We start from the raw sequence: 19,056 nt of genomic DNA, 5'->3' as shown, positions 1-19,056 counted from the left end.
CCTCCGGTGCGGCCGGCGCCCGCGCCGGCCGCACCCGAGGCGCTACGCGCCCGTCGGGGTCGGGGTGATGCGGCCGGTGACCTCGCCGAGGGTGACGCGGGTGCCGTCCGGGCCGGGGGCCCAGGCGGTGAGGGTGACGGTGTCGCCGTCCTCCAGGAAGGTGCGCTTGCCCTCCGGGAGGTCGAGCGGGTCGCGCCCGTTCCACGTCAGTTCCAGCAGCGAGCCGCGCTGGGTCGGCTCCGGGCCGCTGACCGTGCCCGAGCCGTACACGTCGCCGGTGCGCAGCGAGGCCCCGTTGACCGTCATGTGCGCGAGCTGCTGCGCCGCCGTCCAGTACATGCCGGCGAACGGCGGGTGCGCGACCTCCCGGCCGTTGATCTCCACCGTGATCCGCAGGTCGAGGCCGCCGGGTTCGACGGGCTCGGCGACGGTGCCGGTGTCGTCCAGGTAGGGGAGCAGCGGGTGGTCGCGGGTCGGCGGGGTGACGCGGGCCGCGTCCAGCGCCTCCAGCGGGGTGACCCACGCCGAGACGGAGGTGGCGAAGGACTTGCCGAGGAAGGGGCCGAGCGGCACGTACTCCCAGGCCTGGAGGTCGCGCGCCGACCAGTCGTTGAGCAGGAAGACGCCGAAGACGTGCTCGCGGAAGGCGGACTGGGGGACCGGGGTGCCCTGGGCGGAGGGGGCGCCGACGAGGAAGCCGACCTCCGCCTCGATGTCGAGCTTCACGCTCGGGCCGAACACGGGGACCGGGTCGGTGGGGGCCTTGCGCTGGCCGGCCGGGCGGACCACGTCGGTGCCGGAGACCACGATGGTGCCCGCGCGGCCGTGGTAGCCGATCGGCAGGTGCTTCCAGTTGGGGGTCAGCGGCTCGCCGTCGGGGCGGAAGATCCGGCCGACATTGGTCGCGTGGTGCTCGCTGGCGTAGAAGTCGACGTAGTCGGCGACCTCGTAGGGCAGGTGCAGGGTCACCGTGTCGAGAGCGTGCAGGTGAGGGGCGAGAACCGGCCGCCGGGACGGGTTGGTCAGCCAGTCCGTGACGGCCGCCCGTACCTGTGTCCACACCGTCCTCCCTGCGGCAAGCAGCGGGTTCAGGGAGCCCTGGGAGAGGAGCTCGGCGTGGCCGGAATCGACCGCTCCGGCCGCCGCTCCGAGGTCGAGAACGTACCCGCCGAAGCGCACGCCGAGCCGCCGGCGCCCCGGTTCCCCGGCCGTCGAGAACACCCCGTAGGGCAGGTTGTGGACACCGAACGGGTCGTCTTCGGCCAGGTGGAAGGGGTCGTTCGCAAACGCGTCCGAAGGGGTGTCGGACGGGGCCCGGACGGGGCCCGCGGCCTCGTCGCCGAAGGGCTCGGGCTGCGGCATGGGTGCTGCCTCGCTTTCCTCGCGGACCGGGGGTGACCCGGGAACACAGGGACGGGAAACGGGGTGGGACAGGCGACACGTTACGTGGCGAACGGGGCCCACGGGAGGCCGGATTCGCGCCCTATTCGGAGGAGTTGTCCACAGCGGTCCGTATCGTAGGCCCGGTGAAAAGCGCCCTCCGCTACGCCCTCATCGCCACTGACCTGGACGGAACGCTGCTGCGCTCCGGGGACCGGATCTCGCCCCGCTCGCACGCGGCGCTCGCCACGGCGTGCGCGGCCGGCGCCCGGCACCTCGTGGTCACCGGACGGCCCGTCTTCCAGATCGGCCACGTGCTGGACGCGCTCGGCCACCGGGGGCTGGCCGTCTGCGGACAGGGCGCGCAGGTCTGGGACGCGGGCACCGGCCGGATGCTGCTCTCCCTCGAACTCGACCGCGACCTCGCGACCCTCGCGCTCGCGCGGATCGAGGCCGAGATCGGCGGGGTCCGGGCCGCCGTCAACCAGTCCGGCCGGGGCGCCGGCGACGGGGCCGCGATGCTCGTGGAGGCCGGTTACCGGATCGTCCAGCCGCACCTGCCCACCGTCACCGCGGCCCGCCGGGCCCGGCTGTGGGACGCGCCGATCACCAAGGTGCTGCTCCAGCACCCCGAGCTGGACGACGACGAACTGACCCGGGTGGCGCGCGCCCTCGTCGGCGACCTGGTGAACGTGACCATGGCCGGCGCGCACACCGTGGAGCTGCAACCGCCCGGCGTGGACAAGGCCACCGGGCTCGCGCTCGCCGCCGACCTGCTCGGCGTCGCCCCCTGCGACACGATCGCCTTCGGGGACATGCCCAACGACGTGCCCATGTTCGCGTGGGCGGGGTGGGGGGTGGCCATGGCCGACGCGCACGAGGAGCTGCGGGCGGTGGCCGACGAGCTGACGACCTCCAGCGAGGAGGACGGCGTGGCCCGGGTCCTGGAACGGCTCTGCCCGGTACCGGTACCCGTCCCGGTCCCCGTGCCCGTCCCGGCCGGTGCCCACGGGGCGGGCAGACCCGCCTGAGCCCCTCGCGCACGCCCGCCGACACGTGTCACGAACCCCGGGAGAGGGTGCGGAGGGGCGGAGGGGACACCCCCGCCCCTCCTCCGCTCAGCCCGCCGTGCGCGGCAGTCGGCGGGACCAGGTGCGGTGGAAGACGACCTCCTCGCCGTCCCGGCACACCACCTCGTTCTCCGTCAGGAACCCGCCCTCGTCGCAGGAGATCTCCGAACGGGTCTCCACCCGCGCGTCCCAGCCCTCCTCCGGCCGGTGCAGCCGCACCGTCCACCGGCTGCGGGTGCGGGCCGACAGGGGGTCGCCGTCGGCGATCTCGTAGACCTCCTCCGCGTCCTCGGTGAACTCCAGGCCGTCCGGGTAGAGCCGGGTGCCGCCGTAGCGCGGGTCCACCGCCAGCCGCCAGGTGCCGGCCGCCACGTCCCGCGTGACCAGCCGTTCCGGGCGCGGCTCCGCGTCCAGCGGGGTCGGGAAGACCACGCCGAGGGGTTCGGCCTGCTCCGGGGCCTCGAAGGAGATCCGCCCGTCCACCGCCGGGTCGGGGGTGCGCACGGGCAGGGTCAGGGAGCTGTTGGAGGGGTCCATGGTCCAGCCGGCCTCCGAGCCGGCGCGCGGCCACAGCCAGGGCCAGTACGCGGAGGACAGGGCCAGCCGCAGCCGGTGGCCGGGCGGGACGGCGTGCCCGATGCCGTTCAGCTCGAAGGTGACCGACTCCCAGGAGCCGACCGGCCAGGGCTCGGCCCGGTCGCGGCCGTGGCGGGCGGAGAGGTTGAGGGCGCCGCGCGTGATCAGGGTGGAGGAGCCGTCGGGGGCCACGTCGCACAGCCGGGCCGCGATCTGCCCGTAGGGCACGTCCATCCGCAGCCGCACCGTGACCGAGGCCCGGCCCAGGATCTCCACCGGGTCCCCGCCCTCGGGGACGGGGAACTCGAAGCACGCCGACTTGGCGTCCTCCTCGCGCTGGTCGGGCGGCAGGTCGGCGTCGTTGCCGAAGGGGAAGAAGCGGCCCGCGTCCAGCCCGGTGTGCTGCGGGGAGGCCACCGGCACCGGCTCCCCGCGCAGCGCGTACACGACGGGGGAGACCTGCGGGGAGGGCCAGGCGGTGTCGCCGACCCAGCGGCCCGGCAGGGTCTCGTACACGGTGGCCGGCGGGTGCGATTCGCTGATCCAGGAGCGCAGCAGCGGCTCCGCCATGACCCCCGTGTCCCGGTCCTTGAGCCAGTGGTCCCACCAGCGCAGGGTCTCCTGGAGGAAGCCGATCGCGGGGCCGGGCGGCAGGCCGCGGTCGGGGTACTGGTGCGACCACGGGCCGATCAGGCCGCGCACCCGGTCCGCGGGCAGGTGCTCCACGAGCCGCAGCACCGTGTCGCGGTAGGGGTCGTGCCAGCCGCCGACGGCGAGGACGGCCGCGTCGATCGCCGAGTAGTCCTCGCAGACGCTGCCGTGGCGCCAGTAGTCGTCACGGGTCTGGTGCGCGAGCCAGGTGTGGATCAGCGGGTCCAGGGCCTCCAGCCGCTCCAGCCACGCGTCGCGCCAGCCCTCGCCCGCGTACTTCGGGTCCGGCGGGCGGGAGGCGAAGGCGAGCATGGTCGCGGCCCAGGCGTGCATGTCCACGGCGAGCACCGAGCCGCCCATGTAGTGCACGTCGTTGTCGTAGCGGTCGTCGGTGGAGCAGACCGTGACGATCGCCTTCAGCGCGGGCGGTCTCAGGGCCGCGATCTGGAGCGAGTTGAACCCGCCCCAGGAGATCCCGAACATGCCGACCCGGCCGCTGCACCAGGGCTGCGCGGCCAGCCACTCCACCACGGCGACCCCGTCGGCCAGCTCCCGCGCGTCGTACTCGTCGCCCGGCAGCCCGCCGCTGTTGCCGTGCCCGCGCACGTCTACGCGCACCGAGGCGTAGCCGTGGCCCGCGTACCAGGGGTGGCGCTGGGCGTCGCGAGGGGCGGTCCAGTCCGTCAGCCGGTACGGCAGGTACTCCAGCAGCGCCGGCACCGGCTCGTCGGTGACCGGGCGCCAGATCCGGGCGTACAGCTCGGTGCCGTCGGCCAGCGGGATCCTGACGTCCTCGTGGCGGACGGGGTACGGGAACTCGGTGCGGATGATCATGCTCGGCCTCGCGGGGGGTGAGTGCGAAACGGTTCGAAAAGGGGGGCCGGGGCGCCCGGCGCGGGGCTCAGTGGACGGGGTGCATGGTGCGCTTCAGCCAGGGGGCGAGCGCGATCACGCCGAGGCCCACGGCCACCGCCACGGCGCCGTTGACCCCGAAGTACACGGGGTTGGACACCGACCCGTACCACTTCACGACCTGCGCCTGGATGCCGTTGGCCAGGGCCAGCGACAGGAACCACAGGGCCATGGTCTGGCTGCTGAACGCCTTCGGCGCCAGCTTCGTCGTGGCCGACATGCCGGAGGTCTCCAGCAGCACGTCGCCCAGGCCCAGCAGCAGGTACGAGCCGACGATCCACCACGCGGCGATCGTGTACTCGTTGCCCGAGTGCCCCATCGTCGCGAGCACCATCAGCAGGAAGGACAGGCCGCCCAGGACCACCCCGATCGCGATCTTGTTCGACGCGTGCGGCTGCCGCCGGCCCATCCGGGACCAGACCCCGGCCACCACCGGGGCCAGCGCCACCTCGAACGCGCCGAGCGCCGAGGCGTACCAGCTCGCCGGGAACTCGAAGCCCAGGATCTCCGTGCGCGCGTTCGTCGACGCGAGCAGCATCATCGTGGAGTACGCCTGGAACAGGATGAAGTTGAACGCGACCGAGGCCACGAACAGCACCAGGTAGGGCCGCAGCCGGCCGCGTTCGGCCGGGGTCACGCGCTCGCTGCGGAACATCACCGTGAAGTACACGATCGGCGCGATCACCGAGACCAGCGTCAGCAGGTCCACGAACCGGCCGATGGTCAGCCAGCCCAGCGAGGCCAGCAGCCAGCCCAGCGCGCCGGCCACGAGCAGCCCGATCACGATCGAGCGCACCGCCCGCCGCATCGCGGCCGGGGCCAGCGGGAACTCGGCGTCGTGCTTGCGGCCCGCCAGGTGCCGGCGGCCCAGCACGTACTGCGCGAGACCGGCCGTCATGCCGATCGCCGCCGCCGAGAAGCCCCAGTGCCAGCCCTGGTGCTCGCCCAGCCAGCCGGTGATCAGCGGGCCGGCGAAGGCGCCGATGTTGATGCCCATGTAGTAGAGGGCGAAGCCCGCGTCGCGCCGCTGGTCGTCGGTCCGGTACAGCTTGCCGACCATGCTCGCCACGTTCGGCTTCAGCAGGCCCGTGCCCGCGCTGATCAGGCCCAGGCCCGTCCAGGTGGCCCACGCGGCCGGCACGGCCATCGTGTAGTGGCCGCAGGCGATCAGCACGCCGCCCCACAACACGGAGCGGTACGAGCCCAGGATCCGGTCCGCGAGCCAGCCGCCCGCCACCGACACCAGGTAGACGAGCACGCCGTAACCGGCCGTGACCGAGGCCGCCGTCCCCGGGTCCATGCCCAGGCCGTGCGCCTTGTCCGCGAAGTAGAGGACCAGGATGGCCTGCATGCCGAGGAAGGAGAAGCGCTCCCACACCTCCAGCCCCGACAGGGTAGCCAGACCCCTGGGGTGGCCGAGGAACGCATGATCGTCCCGTTCCGGGGGAAGGTCCGCCCGAGAGTCGTTCTCCGGGTCGGTCTCAGGGCCCTCCGGGCCGTTCAGTCCGGTCTCATTTCTGGGCAAAGCAGATTCTCCGGTCCTATTGACTCCTATTGAACATACCGGTGTGGTTCGGTCAACGCTTCGGGGGCACCGCCCGGCGTGGACGAGCGGGTGCGGACGGTGATCGAAAATGGACGGGATACGCTGGCTTGAGTGAAGGCAGCGACACATCGACAATCCAGGGGATCGTCAACGTGATCGTCAGCAGACAGGAGTACCTCTCGTGACCGTCGTCGGGCCGTTCGGACTGAGCGTGCGGGACCAGGCTCTCGAATCCGATGTGCAGGCCGGGCTGGCCGCCGTCGAGGCGGGTCTGCTGGAGGCGACCAAGAGCGAGGTCCCCTTCATCACCGAGTCCGCGCAGCACCTCGTGCGGGCCGGCGGCAAGCGGTTCCGGCCGCTGCTGGTCATGCTCGCGTCCCGGTTCGGGGACCCCTACGCCCCCGGGATCGTGCCCTCCGCGGTGGTCGTGGAGCTGACCCACCTCGCCACCCTCTACCACGACGACGTGATGGACGAGGCGGACGTCCGCCGCGGCGTCGCCAGCGCCAACGCGCGCTGGGGCAACTCCGTCGCCGTCCTGACCGGCGACTTCCTCTTCGCCCGCGCCTCCCACATCCTGGCCGACCTCGGGCCCGAGGCCGTCCGGATCCAGGCCGAGGCGTTCGAGCGCCTGGTCACCGGCCAGATCCTGGAGACCGCCGGCCCGCGCGACGGCCGGGACCCCGTCGAGCACTACCTCGACGTCATCGCCGGCAAGACCGGCTCCCTGATCGCCGTCTCCGGCCGCTTCGGCGCCCTGATGGCCGGGGCCGACGAGCAGGTCGTGGACGTGCTCACGCAGTACGGGGAACGGCTCGGCGTCGCCTTCCAGCTCGCCGACGACGTCCTCGACATCGCGTCCGACTCCCACGAGTCCGGCAAGACCCCCGGCACCGACCTGCGCGAGGGCATCCCCACCCTGCCCGTGCTGCGGCTGCGGGAGCTCGCCGACCGCGACGGACGGCCCGAGGACCGCGAACTCGTGGCCATGATCGACGGCGACCTCGCCGACGACGCCGTCCTCGCCGAGGTGCTGCGCCGACTGCGCGTCCACCCCGCGCTGGAACGCGCCCGCCGCGACACCATCCGCTACGCCGAGGACGCGCGCGCCATGCTCGGCCCGCTGCCCGAGTGCTTCGCGAAGGCGGCGCTGGAGGAACTCTGCGACGCCGTGGTGCACCGCGCGGGCTGAGACCGCGCACGCGGGACCTCGTGCCCGCGCCCGTTCCACTCCCGTGCCACGCCCGTACCGCGTCCGTCGTAGGGCGCACGAGCCGACCGGACCCCGGTCCCGGCCCCGTCCCCGACCTGCGGGGAGCGGGCGGGGAGCGGGGTCCGTCCGCGTTCCGCCGGGGGCGTGCGCCCCGGGTGTCGTCTCGGGGTGGGTCATCCCAGGGGCGTACACGGGGTTGATCCCGAGGGGTGACGCCCCGGGCCCGGGACTTTGGTCAGATAGAGGCACATCCCCACCGGAACGGGTGAGAGTGGCGGCACGGGGTGGACGAGGAAGCACGAGACGGGTACATCGCCGCCGTACACACAGAGGTAGGGCAGAAACCGACATGGACACCATGAACACCGCGAACACCGCGCACGACGACGCCCAGGGCCCCGGCCCCGCGCCGCGCCGCCCGCGCCGGCTCTCCCGCTACGCGGTCCCGATCTCGGTGGCCGCCGTGGCCGCGGCCTCGGTCGCGATGGTCCCCGCCTTCGCGAACGCCGGCGGCCCGGACCTGCCGAAGCTGACCGCCGAGCAGCTGATCGCCAAGGTCGCCGACTCCAAGGTCGAGACCTTCAGCGGCAGCGCGAAGATCACCACCGACCTGGGCCTGCCCACCATCGCCTCGGGTCTGCTCGGCGCCGACAAGGTGACCGGCGGCTCCGCCGACCCGCAGGAGAAGCTGACCAAGCTGGCGAGCGGCACCCACACCCTCGACCTCGCGGCCGACGGCCCGGACCGGCAGAAGGTCACCTTCCGCGACGGCCAGGACCAGTACACGGTCGTGCACAACGGCGCCGAGGTGTGGGGCCACGACAGCACCACCAACGAGGTCTTCCACGAGAAGAACGCCGGCAAGGGCGAGCGCGGCCACAAGACCGCCGACCGGACCGCCCCCGCCCCGCAGGAGCTGGCCCGAGAGGTCCTTCAGGCCGCCGGTCCGACCACCGCCGTCACCGTGGGCGACACCGCCCGCGTCGCCGGCCGCGACGCCTACCAGCTGGTCCTCAAGCCCAAGCAGGCCGGCTCCACCATCGGCTCCGTGAACATCGCCGTGGACGCCGCCAACGGCGTGCCGCTGCGCCTCCAGGTGCTGTCCTCCGAGGGCGGCAAGCCCATCCTCGACGCCGGCTTCACGAAGATCGACTACGCGAAGCCCGCCGCCGACACCTTCTCCTTCACCCCGCCCAAGGGCGCCAAGGTGACGGAGGGCTCCGACTCCCGCGCCGCGGGCGAGGGCGCCGGCAAGGACGCCGAGAAGGGCCTCGACAAGGCCCTGGAGTCCATCCCCGGGCTGAACGGCATCGCGGGCGACCCGGCGGCGGCCGGCCGCGACGTGCGGACCTTCGGCGAGGGCTGGGCCACCGTCGCGCGGATCACCGTGCCCGGCGGCAAGGGCCTGAACGCCCTGGAGCAGGAGAAGGAGGTGCCGGCGGAGGCCAAGCAGTTCCTCGGCTCCCTCGGCGAGAAGGTCTCCGGCTCCTTCGGCACCGGCCGCGTCATCTCCACCCGCGTGGTCAACGCCCTGATCACCGACGACGGCAAGGTCTACGTCGGCGCGGTCACCAAGGACGCGCTGGTGAAGACGGCGAACACCGCGAAGTAGGGGCGAGCGGACGGGGCCTGTCGCCCCGTCCGCCGTTCCTCTTCCGCACCCTGACGGGCCCGCACGCGCGGGCGCCCCGGCCCACCCGGGACGCCTCGCGCGGAGCGGGCCCGTCGGCGTTCCCGGGCACGGTCGCGGACGTGGTCAGGGGCGCGGCCCCGGGCACGGTCCCGGCCGGTGTCCGCTCCGTGCACGCCGGCCGAAAACCCTCTGCCCCGTGCCGGATCCCGGCCGGCGCGGGTACCGTGAGCCCCATGTCGAGACACGTCACCATCCGCCTGGACGAGGAGTTCCACGAACGCCTGAAGGCGCGCGCGGCGGAGTTGGGCACGACGGTCACCGCCCTGATCACCGAGATCACGGAGCGCGAATTGGACGAGGACCGGAGGAACTTCCTCTCGGGTGTGGAGGAGTTCGCCGACCACTGGGGCTACTTCCAGGAGCGATTCGGCAAGTGAAGATCACCGAGGAATGGGCCTGGACGGCCCTCGCCCATCACCTGCCCTCCGACCCGGCGGTCTGGGACCCCTCCGGGGTCGTCGCCGCCGTGGCCCGGCACCGCAGCGACCTGGTCATGGTCGCCGACCAGCCCGAACCGGACACCGCGTGGCGGGCGGCGGCCTTCCTGCACACCCTCGCGGTCTGCCCGGCGCTGGAGTCCCCGATGAACGAGTTCTACGCGGCGGCCGCGACCCGCTCCTACCTGCGCGTGGCCGGGGCCCCCGGCCTGCCCTCGCCCGAACTCCTGGGCGACCTTGTGGAGGCGGCGAAGAAGGGCCGGGCGGACGTGATCGCCGTGGCCGAGCGGCTGCGCGCCGAGATCGAGCGCCGCGCCGCCCAGGATTCCCTCCCGCTGGGCACCGACGGCACCTGACCCCCGCGCGGCACGACGCCGCGACGCACGACGCCGGGACGCACGGCGACGGGCGCCGCCCGGCCCGGCCCCGGAGCGGGGGACCGGACGGGACGACGCCCGTGCGAGGAGGGTGCCGCGCGGTGCTCGGCGCACCGCGCGTCGCCGGCTCGGGGCCGGATCAGAAGGTGATCTTCCAGCTGTTGATGTAGCCGGTGTCCTGCGCGGCCACGTCCTTGACCTGGAGCTTCCACGTGCCGTTCGCGACCTCGGAGGAGGCGTTGACGGTGTAGGAGGCCACCACGTTGTCGGCGGAGTCCGAGGTGGAGGAGTTCTTCAGCCGGTAGGCGGTGCCGTCCGGCGCGATCAGGTCGATCTGGAGGTCGCCCCGGTAGGTGTGGACGATGTTCACGTCCACCTTGGTGGTGGCCGGCGCGTTGCCCGTGACGCCCGAGACGGTGATCGGCGAGGAGGCCGCGGCGCCGGGGGAGTCGGGGATGTTCACGTCGGCGGTGTTCTCGAAGGACTGGCCGGGCTGCGGGGCGGTCGCGGTGCCGAGGTTCCAGATCGCGTAGGCGATGGCGTCGGCGTTGCGGTCCAGGGCCGTGTCGTTGATGTTCGCGGTGGTGTCGCAGGAGGAGTGGTAGCAGCGGTCGAATGCCTGACCGGAGGTGCCGCCCCACTTCTGGGCCTGCGCGGCCGTCTTGGTGTAGTCGGCGCCGGAGAACAGGCCGCCGACCGGGATGCCCACGTTCTTGAACGGGGCGTGGTCGGAACGGCCGTCGCCCTCGGTCTCGATCTCGGTGGGGATGCCCAGGCCCGCGTAGTAGTTCTTGAAGGTCTGCTCGATGGTCGGGTCGTCGTCATAGACGAAGTAGCCCGGGTTCGGCGAGCCGATCATGTCGAAGTTCAGGTAGCCGGAGATCTTCGAGCGCTCGGCGGCCGGGGTGTTGTTGACGTAGTACTTCGACCCGATCAGCCCCAGCTCCTCGGCGCCCCACCAGGCGAACCGCAGGTGCTTGGTGGGCTGGAGGCCGGCGCGGGAGACGGCGAGCGCGTTCTCCAACAGGGCCGCCGAACCGGAGCCGTTGTCGTTGATGCCGGGACCGGCGGTCACCGAGTCCAGGTGCGAGCCGGCCATCAGCACGGAGTTCGGGTCGCCGCCGGGCCAGTCGGCTATGAGGTTGTAGCCGGTGGCGCCGGAGGAGGTGAAGGTCTGCAGGGTGGTGGTGTAGCCGGCCGCGTCGAGCTTGGCCTTCACGTAGTCGATGGACGCCTTGTAACCGGCGCGGCCGTGGGCGCGGTTGCCGCCGTTGTTGGTCGCGATGGTCTGGAGCTGGGTGAGGTGCGCCTTGACGTTGGCCAGCGGGATGTCCGGCGGGGTCACGGCGGCGGGCGCGCTGGGCGCGGCGAGGGCGGCGGGGGCGGTGGACGCGAACAGCCCGGCGAGGGCGATCGCGGTCACGGCGGCCAGGCGCCGGGGAACGGACAGGCTCATGTGGGGGCTCCGGGATTCCGAACGGGGATGAGAACGGAACGTGCGGGTGAAGACCGTGCGACGCACGGGGTGCGCGATGTGTCCGGCCTGATGTTCGGCGAGTCCATGACAATCGGTCAAGACCCCAATCCGGTCACCCCGGTTCGCAATCCGAACACCCCCACCCCGACCTCCCCGAATCCCCCACCCCCCGCAACACCCCCGCAACACGGCCCACACACGCGTGCCCGCCGAACGAACCCGGCGGGCACACGAAGCGGAGGAGGACGAACGGCTACCCGGGCGGCCGCGGGGCCGGGGTCGCGGCCGGCGCGGACCCGCCGGGGGCGCCGGGGGCGCCGTCCCCGATCCCGTCCGTGTCCGTGTCCGAGTCCGCGTCCTCGGGCGCGGGGTGCAGGTTGCGGACGCCGAACGGCGGGAACAGCTCCACCCGCGCCGGGTGGCCCGCCTCGCCGCAGGCCGCGCACAGCAGGTCCCGCCCGCCGTCCGGGCCGCGCCGCTCCACCCGTACCGGCTCCCGCCAGCACGCCTCGCACACGCTGACGTCGCCCGGCCCGCACACGGCCGGCACCCGGTACCCGCTCACCGCACCACCCCCGCCGTCGAGGGCGCGGGGGGCGGGGGCACCGGCCCAGGCTCCCGCCCGTGCCCGTGCCCGTCGCGGCCCGCCCCGCGCGCCGTGCGCTCCCACCGTCGCGCGTCGGTCCCACCGTCGACACCCATGCCCGCCACCTCTCCCTGCCGTCGGCGCACTGTTCCCCAGTGCGACGTGCCCACGCTGTCGCCCCGCCACCCCTCGGGCCGGGGGTCAGAGGGTCGGTTTCGGTGGGGTGAGGTCCTGGGCCTCCGGGGTGGGGGCCGGGGTGAGGGGGGTCGGGTCCGGCATCGGTGGCGGGGTGGCGTCCGCTTCCGCTTCCGCCTTCGCCAGCGCGCGCCGGCCGCGGCGGGCCGTGCGCAGGGCGTCCCAGGTGAGGATCACCAGCGCCGCCCACACCAGGGCGAAGCCCGCCCAGCGCTCCGCCGGCATCTCCTCGTGGAACCAGAGCACGCCGAGTCCGAACTGGAACACCGGCGCCATGTACTGGAGCAGGCCGAGGGTGGAGAGCGGGACGCGGATCGCGGCCGCGCCGAAGCAGATCAGCGGGATCGCCGTGACCAGGCCGGTCGCGGCCAGCAGCGCCATGTGGGACGGGCCGCCGTCGGTGAACGAGGAGCCGCCCGTCGCGCCCTGCCACAGCAGGTAGCCGAGGGCCACGGGGAAGAGCAGGGCGGTCTCGGCCGCGAGGGATTCCACGCCGCCCATGTCCAGCTTCTTCTTCACCAGCCCGTAGGTCGCGAAGGTGCAGGCCAGGGTGAGGGAGATCCACGGCGGCCGGCCGTAGCCGACGGCCAGGACGAGCACGGCCGCCGCGCCGACCCCGACGGCCGCCCACTGGGCGCGCCGCAGCCGTTCGCCGAGGACGAGGACGCCGATGCCGATGCTGACCAGCGGGTTGATGAAGTAGCCGAGGCTGGCCTCGACCACGTGCCCGTTGTTCACGGACCAGATGTAGATGCCCCAGTTGACGGCGATCAGCGTCGCCCCGAGGCCGGTGAGCGCGACCTTGCGCGGTTGTCGCGCGAACTCGCGTATCCACGCCCAGCGGCGCATGAACAGCAGCAGGACGGCGACGACGCCGACCGACCACACCATGCGGTGGGCGAGGATCTCGATCGCCCCGGCGGGCTTGAGCAGCGGCCAGAACAGGGGGACCAGGCCCCACATTCCGTACGCCGCGAATCCGTTGATCAGGCCCGTGCGCTGTTCGCTCCGTGCTGCCTTCACTGTCCCCGTCCTCCCGTGGCCGCCGCGCGGTCTTCCGGTGTCCGCGGCGGTCGCCCAACCTGTGGACGGTACCGGCAGCGGGCGGGCGCTGTCATGTCCCATGTCGCCTGATGGTCATGACGCTCGCGCGGGGTCACCACCGGTGCCTCCCCCGTCACGCGGGCCCCGCGCGCGACGGAGCCCGCACGCGACGGAGCCCGGCCCGTCCCTCCCGTGCGGGTGGGTCGGACCGGGCTCCGCGCCGGACGCGGGGGCGGTCAGCCGACGACCGTCCACGTGTCGTTTCCGGCGAGCAGGGCGCCGAGGTCGCCCTTGCCCTGCTGTTCCACGGCCTCGTCGAGCTGGTCGGCCATGAGGGTGTCGTACACCGGCCGCTCCACGCTGCGGAACACGCCGATCGGCGTGTGGTGCAGGGTGTCGGGGTCGGCGAGGCGGGAGAGGGCGAAGGCGGTGGTGGGGGAGGCGGTGTGCGCGTCGTGGACGAGGATCCGCGACTCGTTCTCCGCCGTGACCTCCACGACCTCCAGGTCGCCGGTGGCCGGGTCGCGCACGACGCCCTTGGCATCGTCCGCGCCGAACCGGATCGGCTTGCCGTGCTCCAGCCGGATCACGGCCTCCAGCGCCTGGTCGCGGTCCTTGAGGACCTCGAACGCGCCGTCGTTGAAGATGTTGCAGTTCTGGTAGATCTCCACCAGCGCCGTGCCGTCGTGTTCGGCGGCCTGCCGCAGCACCTCGGTGAGGTGCTTGCGGTCGGAGTCCACGGTCCGGGCCACGAAGCTCGCCTCCGCGCCGATGGCCAGGGACACCGGGTTGAAGGGGGCGTCGAGGGAGCCCATCGGCGAGGACTTGGTGAGCTTGCCGACCTCGGAGGTGGGGGAGTACTGCCCCTTGGTGAGGCCGTAGATCCGGTTGTTGAACAGCAGGATCTTGAGGTTCACGTTGCGGCGCAGCGCGTGGATGAGGTGGTTGCCGCCGATGGACAGGGCGTCGCCGTCACCGGTGACCACCCACACCGACAGGTCCCGGCGCGAGGTGGCCAGGCCGGTGGCGATGGCCGGGGCGCGGCCGTGGATGGAGTGCATCCCGTAGGTGTTCATGTAGTACGGGAAGCGGGAGGAGCAGCCGATGCCGGAGACGAAGACGATGTTCTCCTTCGCCAGCCCGAGCTCCGGCATGAAGCCCTGCACGGCGGCCAGCACGGCGTAGTCGCCGCAGCCGGGGCACCAGCGGACCTCCTGGTCCGACTTGAAGTCCTTCATGGACTGCTTGGCCTCGGCCTTGGGGACCAACGAGAGCAGCGACTCAGCCATGGATGGCCTCCTTCAGCGCCGTGGCGAGCTGTTCCGCCTTGAACGGCATGCCGTTCACCTGGTTGTACGACTGGGCGTCGACCAGGTACTTCGCGCGGATCAGGGTGGCGAGCTGGCCGAGGTTCATCTCGGGGATCACGACCTTGTCGTAGCTCCGCAGCACCTCGCCGAGGTTCTTCGGGAACGGGTTGAGGTGGCGCAGGTGGGCCTGGGCGATGGGCTCGCCCGCCACCCGCAGCCGGCGCACGGCCGCCGTGATCGGCCCGTAGGTGGAGCCCCAGCCCAGCACGAGGGTGCGGGCGCCGTCGGGGTCGTCGACGGCGAGGTCGGGGACCTCGATGCCGTCGATCTTGGCCTGGCGGGTGCGGACCATGAAGTCGTGGTTGGCCGGGTCGTAGGAGATGTTGCCCGTGCCGTCCTGCTTCTCGATGCCGCCGATGCGGTGCTCCAGCCCCGGGGTGCCGGGCACGGCCCAGGGCCGGGCCAGGGTCTCGGGGTCGCGCTTGTACGGCCAGAACACCTCGGTGCCGTCGCCCAGGGTGTGGTTCGGGAGGGTCGCGAAACGGGTCCGCAGGTCCGGCAGCTCGGCCGGCTCCGGGATCCGCCACGGCTCGGAGCCGTTGGCGAGGTAGCCGTCCGACAGCAGGAACACGGGCGTCCGGTACGTGAGCGCGATCCGCGCCGCGTCCAGGGCCGCCTCGAAGCAGTCGGCGGGGGTCTTCGGGGCCACGATCGGCACCGGGGCCTCGCCGTTGCGCCCGTACATGGCCTGGAGCAGGTCGGCCTGCTCGGTCTTGGTGGGCAGGCCCGTGGACGGGCCGCCGCGCTGGATGTCCACGATCAGCAGCGGCAGCTCCAGGGAGACCGCCAGGCCGATGGTCTCGGACTTCAGGGCCACGCCGGGACCCGAGGTGGTGGTCACGGCGAGGGCGCCGCCGAAGGCCGCGCCCAGGGCCGCGCCGATGCCCGCGATCTCGTCCTCGGCCTGGAAGGTGCGCACGCCGAAGTTCTTGTGGCGGCTCAGCTCGTGCAGGATGTCCGAGGCCGGGGTGATCGGGTACGAGCCCAGGTAGACGGGCAGGTCGGCCTGTCGGCCGGCCGCGATCAGGCCGTAGGACAGGGCGAGGTTGCCGGAGATGTTGCGGTAGGTGCCGGTGGGGAACGCGGCGGAGGCCGGGGCCACCTCGTAGGAGACCGCGAAGTCCTCCGTGGTCTCGCCGAAGTTCCAGCCCGCGCGGAACGCGGCGACGTTGGCCTCCGCGATCTCGGGTTTCTTGGCGAACTTGCGGCGCAGGAAGGTCTCCGTGCCCTCGGTGGGCCGGTGGTACATCCACGACAGCAGGCCCAGCGCGAACATGTTCTTGCTGCGCTCGGCCTCCTTGCGGGACAGCCCGAACTCCTTGAGGGCCTCCACCGTCAGCGTGGTCAACGGCACCGGGTGCACGTTGTACGCCTCCAGCGAGCCGTCCTCCAGGGGGGAGACGTCCCAGCCGACCTTCGCCATCGGGCGCTTGGTGAACTCGTCGGTGTTGACGATGATCTCCGCGCCGCGCGGCACGTCCCCGAGGTTCGCCTTCAGCGCGGCCGGGTTCATCGCGACCAGCACGTTCGGCGCGTCGCCGGGCGTGAGGATGTCGTGGTCGGCGAAGTGGAGCTGGAACGAGGAGACGCCCGGCAGGGTGCCGGCGGGCGCCCGGATCTCGGCCGGGAAGTTCGGGAGCGTGGACAGGTCGTTGCCGAACGAGGCCGTTTCGGAGGTGAAACGGTCACCGGTCAACTGCATACCGTCACCGGAGTCGCCGGCGAACCGGATGATCACCCGGTCGAGTCGGCGGACTTCCTTGCCCTGGGACTCCGGCGGGGTGCGCTGTCCTGCGACAACCGCCCCTCCGGCCCCGTCGGCCTGCTCGGCTGGGCTACTGACCTGGCTGGTCACTGAACTGGACCTCCCTACGAGGCGTCGCGCTCCCCTGGAATCGGACCCTTTCCACATTACGTCGGGCGGGGTCCCCCTCCCGGGGGCGCTCACATGCTGGACCGTCGGATGAGACGGTCCCGCTCGGATGGTGTTGCGTGCCCGCGAGAGAAGGACTGCCACGGGCGAGTGCGGACGGACTCGCCTTGACAGCGTGTCAGCGAATCACGACCGCAGGTAGGTGAGAACGGCCAGCACGCGTCGGTGATCCCCGTCACTCGGTGCCAGGCCCAGCTTCATGAAGATGTTGCCCACGTGCTTCTCGACGGCGCCGTCGCTCACCACCAGGTGCTTGGCCACCGCCGAATTCGTCCGGCCTTCCGCCATCAGCTCCAGCACCTCGCGTTCGCGCGGGGTCAGCCCGGCCAGCACGTCCTGCTTGCGGCTGCGTCCCAGCAGCTGGGCCACGACCTCGGGGTCCAGGGCCGTCCCGCCGCGCGCCACCCGCACCACGGCGTCGGTGAACTCGCGCACGTCCGCGACCCGGTCCTTGAGCAGGTAGCCGACCCCCGAGGTGGAACCGGCCAGGAGTTCGGTGGCGTAACGCTCCTCCACGTACTGTGACAGCACCAGCACGCCCATTTCCGGATGCAGCGCCCGCAGCGCCACCGCCGCCCGGACCCCCTCGTCGGTGTGGTGCGGCGGCATCCGCACGTCCGTCACCACCACGTCCGGCAACGCCCCCTCGGCGGCCAGCTCGGCAACCGTCTTCCCCAGTGCCTCGGCGTCCCCCACGCCCGCGACCACCTCGTGGCCCCGATCGGTCAACAGCCGGGTGAGTCCCTCCCGCAGCAACACCGAATCCTCGGCGATGACGACCCGCACCCTGTCCTCCACGACCCTTTACGCTCCCCGCACACGCTCGGCACCCGACATCACTGGCGGTACCAAGCATCCCAGTACCCGACGCCGAACGGGGCGGTCCCGAGGATGTGCGCGGGCGCACCCCGTGCGCCGTTCGGGGGCCGATCGGCGCGCACGCCGTGCGATCCGGCGCCGGCCGACGGCCCGCGCGAGCCCCCGAACGCACGAGGGGCCCGACCCCGCCGAACGGCGGAACCGGGCCCACCGGAACCCCCCGCCCGCACCCCCGCGCCCCACCCGAGGACCCGCGCGGCTCAGGCGGCACGGGACCCGGCCCGGCCGACGGCGCGAGCGGGAGAGCGGAAACGGAGGCCGGGGAGGGGGACGCGACGAAGGCGCGGGGGAGAGGCGGGGAAGGGGGTCGGGCGCCGTGGGGAAAACAGGTCCAACGCGGCCCCGAATCGGGACGGAGGTCCGCACCGACAGGGTCGGATGTTCGTGCCCCGTTCACCCCCGCCAGGGCAGTTCGGCCGTGACCACGGTCCCGCCGGCCGCCGGCGACACCACGTCGAGCACCCCGTCCACCGAGCCCAGCCGGCCCGACAGGTCCGCCAGACCCCGCCCCGACACCACCGCGGCCCCGCCCCGCCCGTCGTCCTCCACCCGCAGCAGCAGCCGCTCCTCCGAGCGCCACACCTCCACCGAGGCCCGCGAGGCACCCGCGTGCCGGTCCACGTTCGCCAGCAGCTCCGACACCGCCAGGTAGGCCAGCCGCTCCACCGCCGGCGCCGGCCGCCCCCCGTCTGCCGGCAGGTCCACCGACACCCGCACCGGCACCCCGCCCCGGGCCGCCACCGCCGACAGCGCCGCGTCCAGCCCCCGGTCCGTGAGCACCGCCGGGTACAGCCCGCGCGCCAGCTCCCGCAGCTCCCGCAGCGCCGTCTTCACCTCGCCGTGCGCGTCGTCCACCAGCCGCGCCGCACCCTCCGGGTCCCCCTGCATCCGCTCCTTCGCCGAACCCAGACCCATCGCCACCGCCGACAGCCGGGCCTGCGCCCCGTCGTGCAGCTCCCGCTCGAACCGGCGCAGGTCCGCCGCCGCCGTGTCCACGGCCGCGCCCCGGTCCGACTCCAGCCGCGCCACCCGCCGCTCGGAGGCCGAGGCCCCCAGCAGCCCGCCCACCAGCACCCGGTCCACGGTGGTCAGCCCGCGCAGCAGGGCCGGCGTCACCAGCACCACCGCGAGCCCGATCAGCGAGGCCAGCGCGATCGCGAGCGGCGTCGCCAGGTAGTACTGCCGGTCCCCGGTCGAGAACACCGCGAGCCCCGGCTCGTCGGCGAACGTCGGCAGCGTCCAGTGCCACAGCGGGTACAGGAACATCGCCCAGCCGTACACCCACACCGTGAGCGCCACCGAGAACGAGAACACCGCCCACGGGAAGTGCAGGAACATGTACAGCACGTGCCGCCACGCGCTCCCGCTGCGCAGCACCGCGCCCACCGACGCGAGCACCCCCGGCTTCGCCGCCCGCACCGGCTCCGGATCCGCGACCTCCGCCCCCAGCAGCACCCGGGCCCGCGCCCGCTCCACGAACCCGAAGCCCCGGCACAGCATCAGCGCCCCGGCCAGCACCGGCACCCCGATGAAGGTCACGAGCAGCCCCGCGCCCAGGCTCAGCCCGGTCACCGCCGCGCAGAAGTACAGCACCGCCAACGGGAAACCCGTCAGCACGTACCCGAACTCCCGCCACGTCCGCCCCGACACCGGCGCCCGCAGGAACCCCACCACCGCGCTCATCGAATCCGACCTCCACACTCACGGGCCCCGGGTC

General features: G+C 73.0%; 15 protein-coding genes. 5 read left to right on the top strand and 10 right to left on the bottom strand.

Going from position 1 to position 19,056, the window contains the following annotated elements; translation table 11 throughout:
• Positions 1-42: 42 nt before the first annotated feature.
• Entirely contained in the window at positions 43-1,362 is a 1,320-nt protein-coding gene (fahA, locus tag ACN20G_RS09665) for a fumarylacetoacetase (protein WP_424212327.1), read from the bottom strand.
• 164 nt (positions 1,363-1,526) lie between these two features.
• Between fahA and ACN20G_RS09660 the strand changes: the two genes are divergently transcribed.
• Positions 1,527-2,411 (top strand): Cof-type HAD-IIB family hydrolase, encoded by an 885-nt coding sequence (locus ACN20G_RS09660; protein WP_424212326.1) that lies wholly within the window; start codon positions 1,527-1,529, stop codon positions 2,409-2,411.
• Between the two features lie 87 nt (positions 2,412-2,498).
• On the opposite strand, the gene ACN20G_RS09655 is transcribed toward ACN20G_RS09660, so the two are convergent.
• Both ACN20G_RS09655 and ACN20G_RS09650 read right to left on the bottom strand, forming a co-directional pair.
• On the bottom strand, positions 2,499-4,511 hold the full coding sequence (locus tag ACN20G_RS09655; RefSeq protein ID WP_424212325.1) for a CocE/NonD family hydrolase: 2,013 nt from the start codon (positions 4,509-4,511) through the stop codon (positions 2,499-2,501).
• Positions 4,512-4,578: 67 nt separating this feature from the next.
• Entirely contained in the window at positions 4,579-6,093 is a 1,515-nt protein-coding gene (locus ACN20G_RS09650) for a peptide MFS transporter (protein WP_424215445.1), read from the bottom strand.
• 223 nt (positions 6,094-6,316) lie between these two features.
• Here ACN20G_RS09650 and ACN20G_RS09645 point away from each other — a divergent pair, with 223 nt between their 5' ends.
• The 4 genes from ACN20G_RS09645 (at position 6,317) to ACN20G_RS09630 (ending at position 9,834) form a co-directional block, all read left to right on the top strand.
• Complete coding sequence (locus ACN20G_RS09645) at positions 6,317-7,327, top strand: polyprenyl synthetase family protein (RefSeq protein WP_424212324.1); 1,011 nt, start codon at positions 6,317-6,319, stop codon at positions 7,325-7,327.
• Between the two features lie 379 nt (positions 7,328-7,706).
• Positions 7,707-8,960 carry a LolA family protein gene (locus ACN20G_RS09640; RefSeq protein WP_424215444.1) on the top strand — a complete coding sequence of 418 codons (1,254 nt, stop codon included), beginning with the start codon at positions 7,707-7,709 and terminating at the stop codon, positions 8,958-8,960.
• Between the two features lie 254 nt (positions 8,961-9,214).
• Positions 9,215-9,418, top strand: a complete 204-nt coding sequence (locus ACN20G_RS09635; RefSeq protein WP_424212323.1) for a plasmid partition protein ParG — start codon at positions 9,215-9,217, stop codon at positions 9,416-9,418.
• Positions 9,415-9,834, top strand: a complete 420-nt coding sequence (locus ACN20G_RS09630) for a hypothetical protein (RefSeq protein WP_424212322.1) — start codon at positions 9,415-9,417, stop codon at positions 9,832-9,834. The genes ACN20G_RS09635 and ACN20G_RS09630 overlap by 4 nt, the downstream gene beginning before the upstream one ends.
• A gap of 160 nt (positions 9,835-9,994) precedes the next feature.
• Here ACN20G_RS09630 and ACN20G_RS09625 read toward each other — a convergent pair whose 3' ends face one another.
• From ACN20G_RS09625 to ACN20G_RS09595, 7 genes are all read right to left on the bottom strand, one after another.
• Positions 9,995-11,311 carry a M28 family metallopeptidase gene (locus ACN20G_RS09625; protein WP_424212321.1) on the bottom strand — a complete coding sequence of 439 codons (1,317 nt, stop codon included), beginning with the start codon at positions 11,309-11,311 and terminating at the stop codon, positions 9,995-9,997.
• Between the two features lie 274 nt (positions 11,312-11,585).
• The gene (locus ACN20G_RS09620) at positions 11,586-11,897 is read right to left on the bottom strand and encodes a hypothetical protein (protein ID WP_424212320.1); all 312 of its coding nucleotides are present in this window, start codon (positions 11,895-11,897) and stop codon (positions 11,586-11,588) included.
• Between the two features lie 222 nt (positions 11,898-12,119).
• Positions 12,120-13,076 (bottom strand): EamA family transporter RarD, encoded by a 957-nt coding sequence (gene rarD, locus ACN20G_RS09615; protein WP_424215443.1) that lies wholly within the window; start codon positions 13,074-13,076, stop codon positions 12,120-12,122.
• 317 nt (positions 13,077-13,393) lie between these two features.
• On the bottom strand, positions 13,394-14,446 hold the full coding sequence (locus ACN20G_RS09610; RefSeq protein WP_424212319.1) for a 2-oxoacid:ferredoxin oxidoreductase subunit beta: 1,053 nt from the start codon (positions 14,444-14,446) through the stop codon (positions 13,394-13,396).
• On the bottom strand, positions 14,439-16,382 hold the full coding sequence (locus ACN20G_RS09605) for a 2-oxoacid:acceptor oxidoreductase subunit alpha (protein ID WP_424212318.1): 1,944 nt from the start codon (positions 16,380-16,382) through the stop codon (positions 14,439-14,441). The genes ACN20G_RS09610 and ACN20G_RS09605 overlap by 8 nt, the downstream gene beginning before the upstream one ends.
• Before the next feature lie 204 nt (positions 16,383-16,586).
• Positions 16,587-17,258, bottom strand: a complete 672-nt coding sequence (locus ACN20G_RS09600) for a response regulator transcription factor (RefSeq protein WP_424212317.1) — start codon at positions 17,256-17,258, stop codon at positions 16,587-16,589.
• Between the two features lie 474 nt (positions 17,259-17,732).
• Positions 17,733-19,022: a sensor histidine kinase gene (locus ACN20G_RS09595; protein ID WP_424212316.1), complete on the bottom strand. Its 1,290-nt coding sequence runs from the start codon at positions 19,020-19,022 to the stop codon at positions 17,733-17,735.
• Positions 19,023-19,056 lie beyond the last annotated feature (34 nt).

The sequence above is a fragment of the Streptomyces dryopteridis genome (genome assembly GCF_049606955.1).
In the GTDB taxonomy this organism is placed as follows: Bacteria; Actinomycetota; Actinomycetes; order Streptomycetales; family Streptomycetaceae; genus Streptomyces.
Note: the sequence above shows the minus strand (reverse complement) of the source record. Positions and strands in the feature narration are given on the sequence as shown.

Excerpts from the sequence above, each read along its gene's own strand:
- fahA (WP_424212327.1), bottom strand. The coding sequence starts at position 1,362 with ATGCCGCAGCCCGAGCCCTTCGGCGACGAGGCCGCGGGCCCCGTCCGG.
- ACN20G_RS09655 (WP_424212325.1), bottom strand. The coding sequence starts at position 4,511 with ATGATCATCCGCACCGAGTTCCCGTACCCCGTCCGCCACGAGGACGTC.
- ACN20G_RS09640 (WP_424215444.1), top strand. The coding sequence starts at position 7,707 with ATGAACACCGCGAACACCGCGCACGACGACGCCCAGGGCCCCGGCCCC.
- ACN20G_RS09635 (WP_424212323.1), top strand. The coding sequence starts at position 9,215 with ATGTCGAGACACGTCACCATCCGCCTGGACGAGGAGTTCCACGAACGC.
- ACN20G_RS09625 (WP_424212321.1), bottom strand. The coding sequence starts at position 11,311 with ATGAGCCTGTCCGTTCCCCGGCGCCTGGCCGCCGTGACCGCGATCGCC.
- rarD (WP_424215443.1), bottom strand. The coding sequence starts at position 13,076 with ATGTGGGGCCTGGTCCCCCTGTTCTGGCCGCTGCTCAAGCCCGCCGGG.
- ACN20G_RS09610 (WP_424212319.1), bottom strand. The coding sequence starts at position 14,446 with ATGGCTGAGTCGCTGCTCTCGTTGGTCCCCAAGGCCGAGGCCAAGCAG.
- ACN20G_RS09595 (WP_424212316.1), bottom strand. The coding sequence starts at position 19,022 with ATGAGCGCGGTGGTGGGGTTCCTGCGGGCGCCGGTGTCGGGGCGGACG.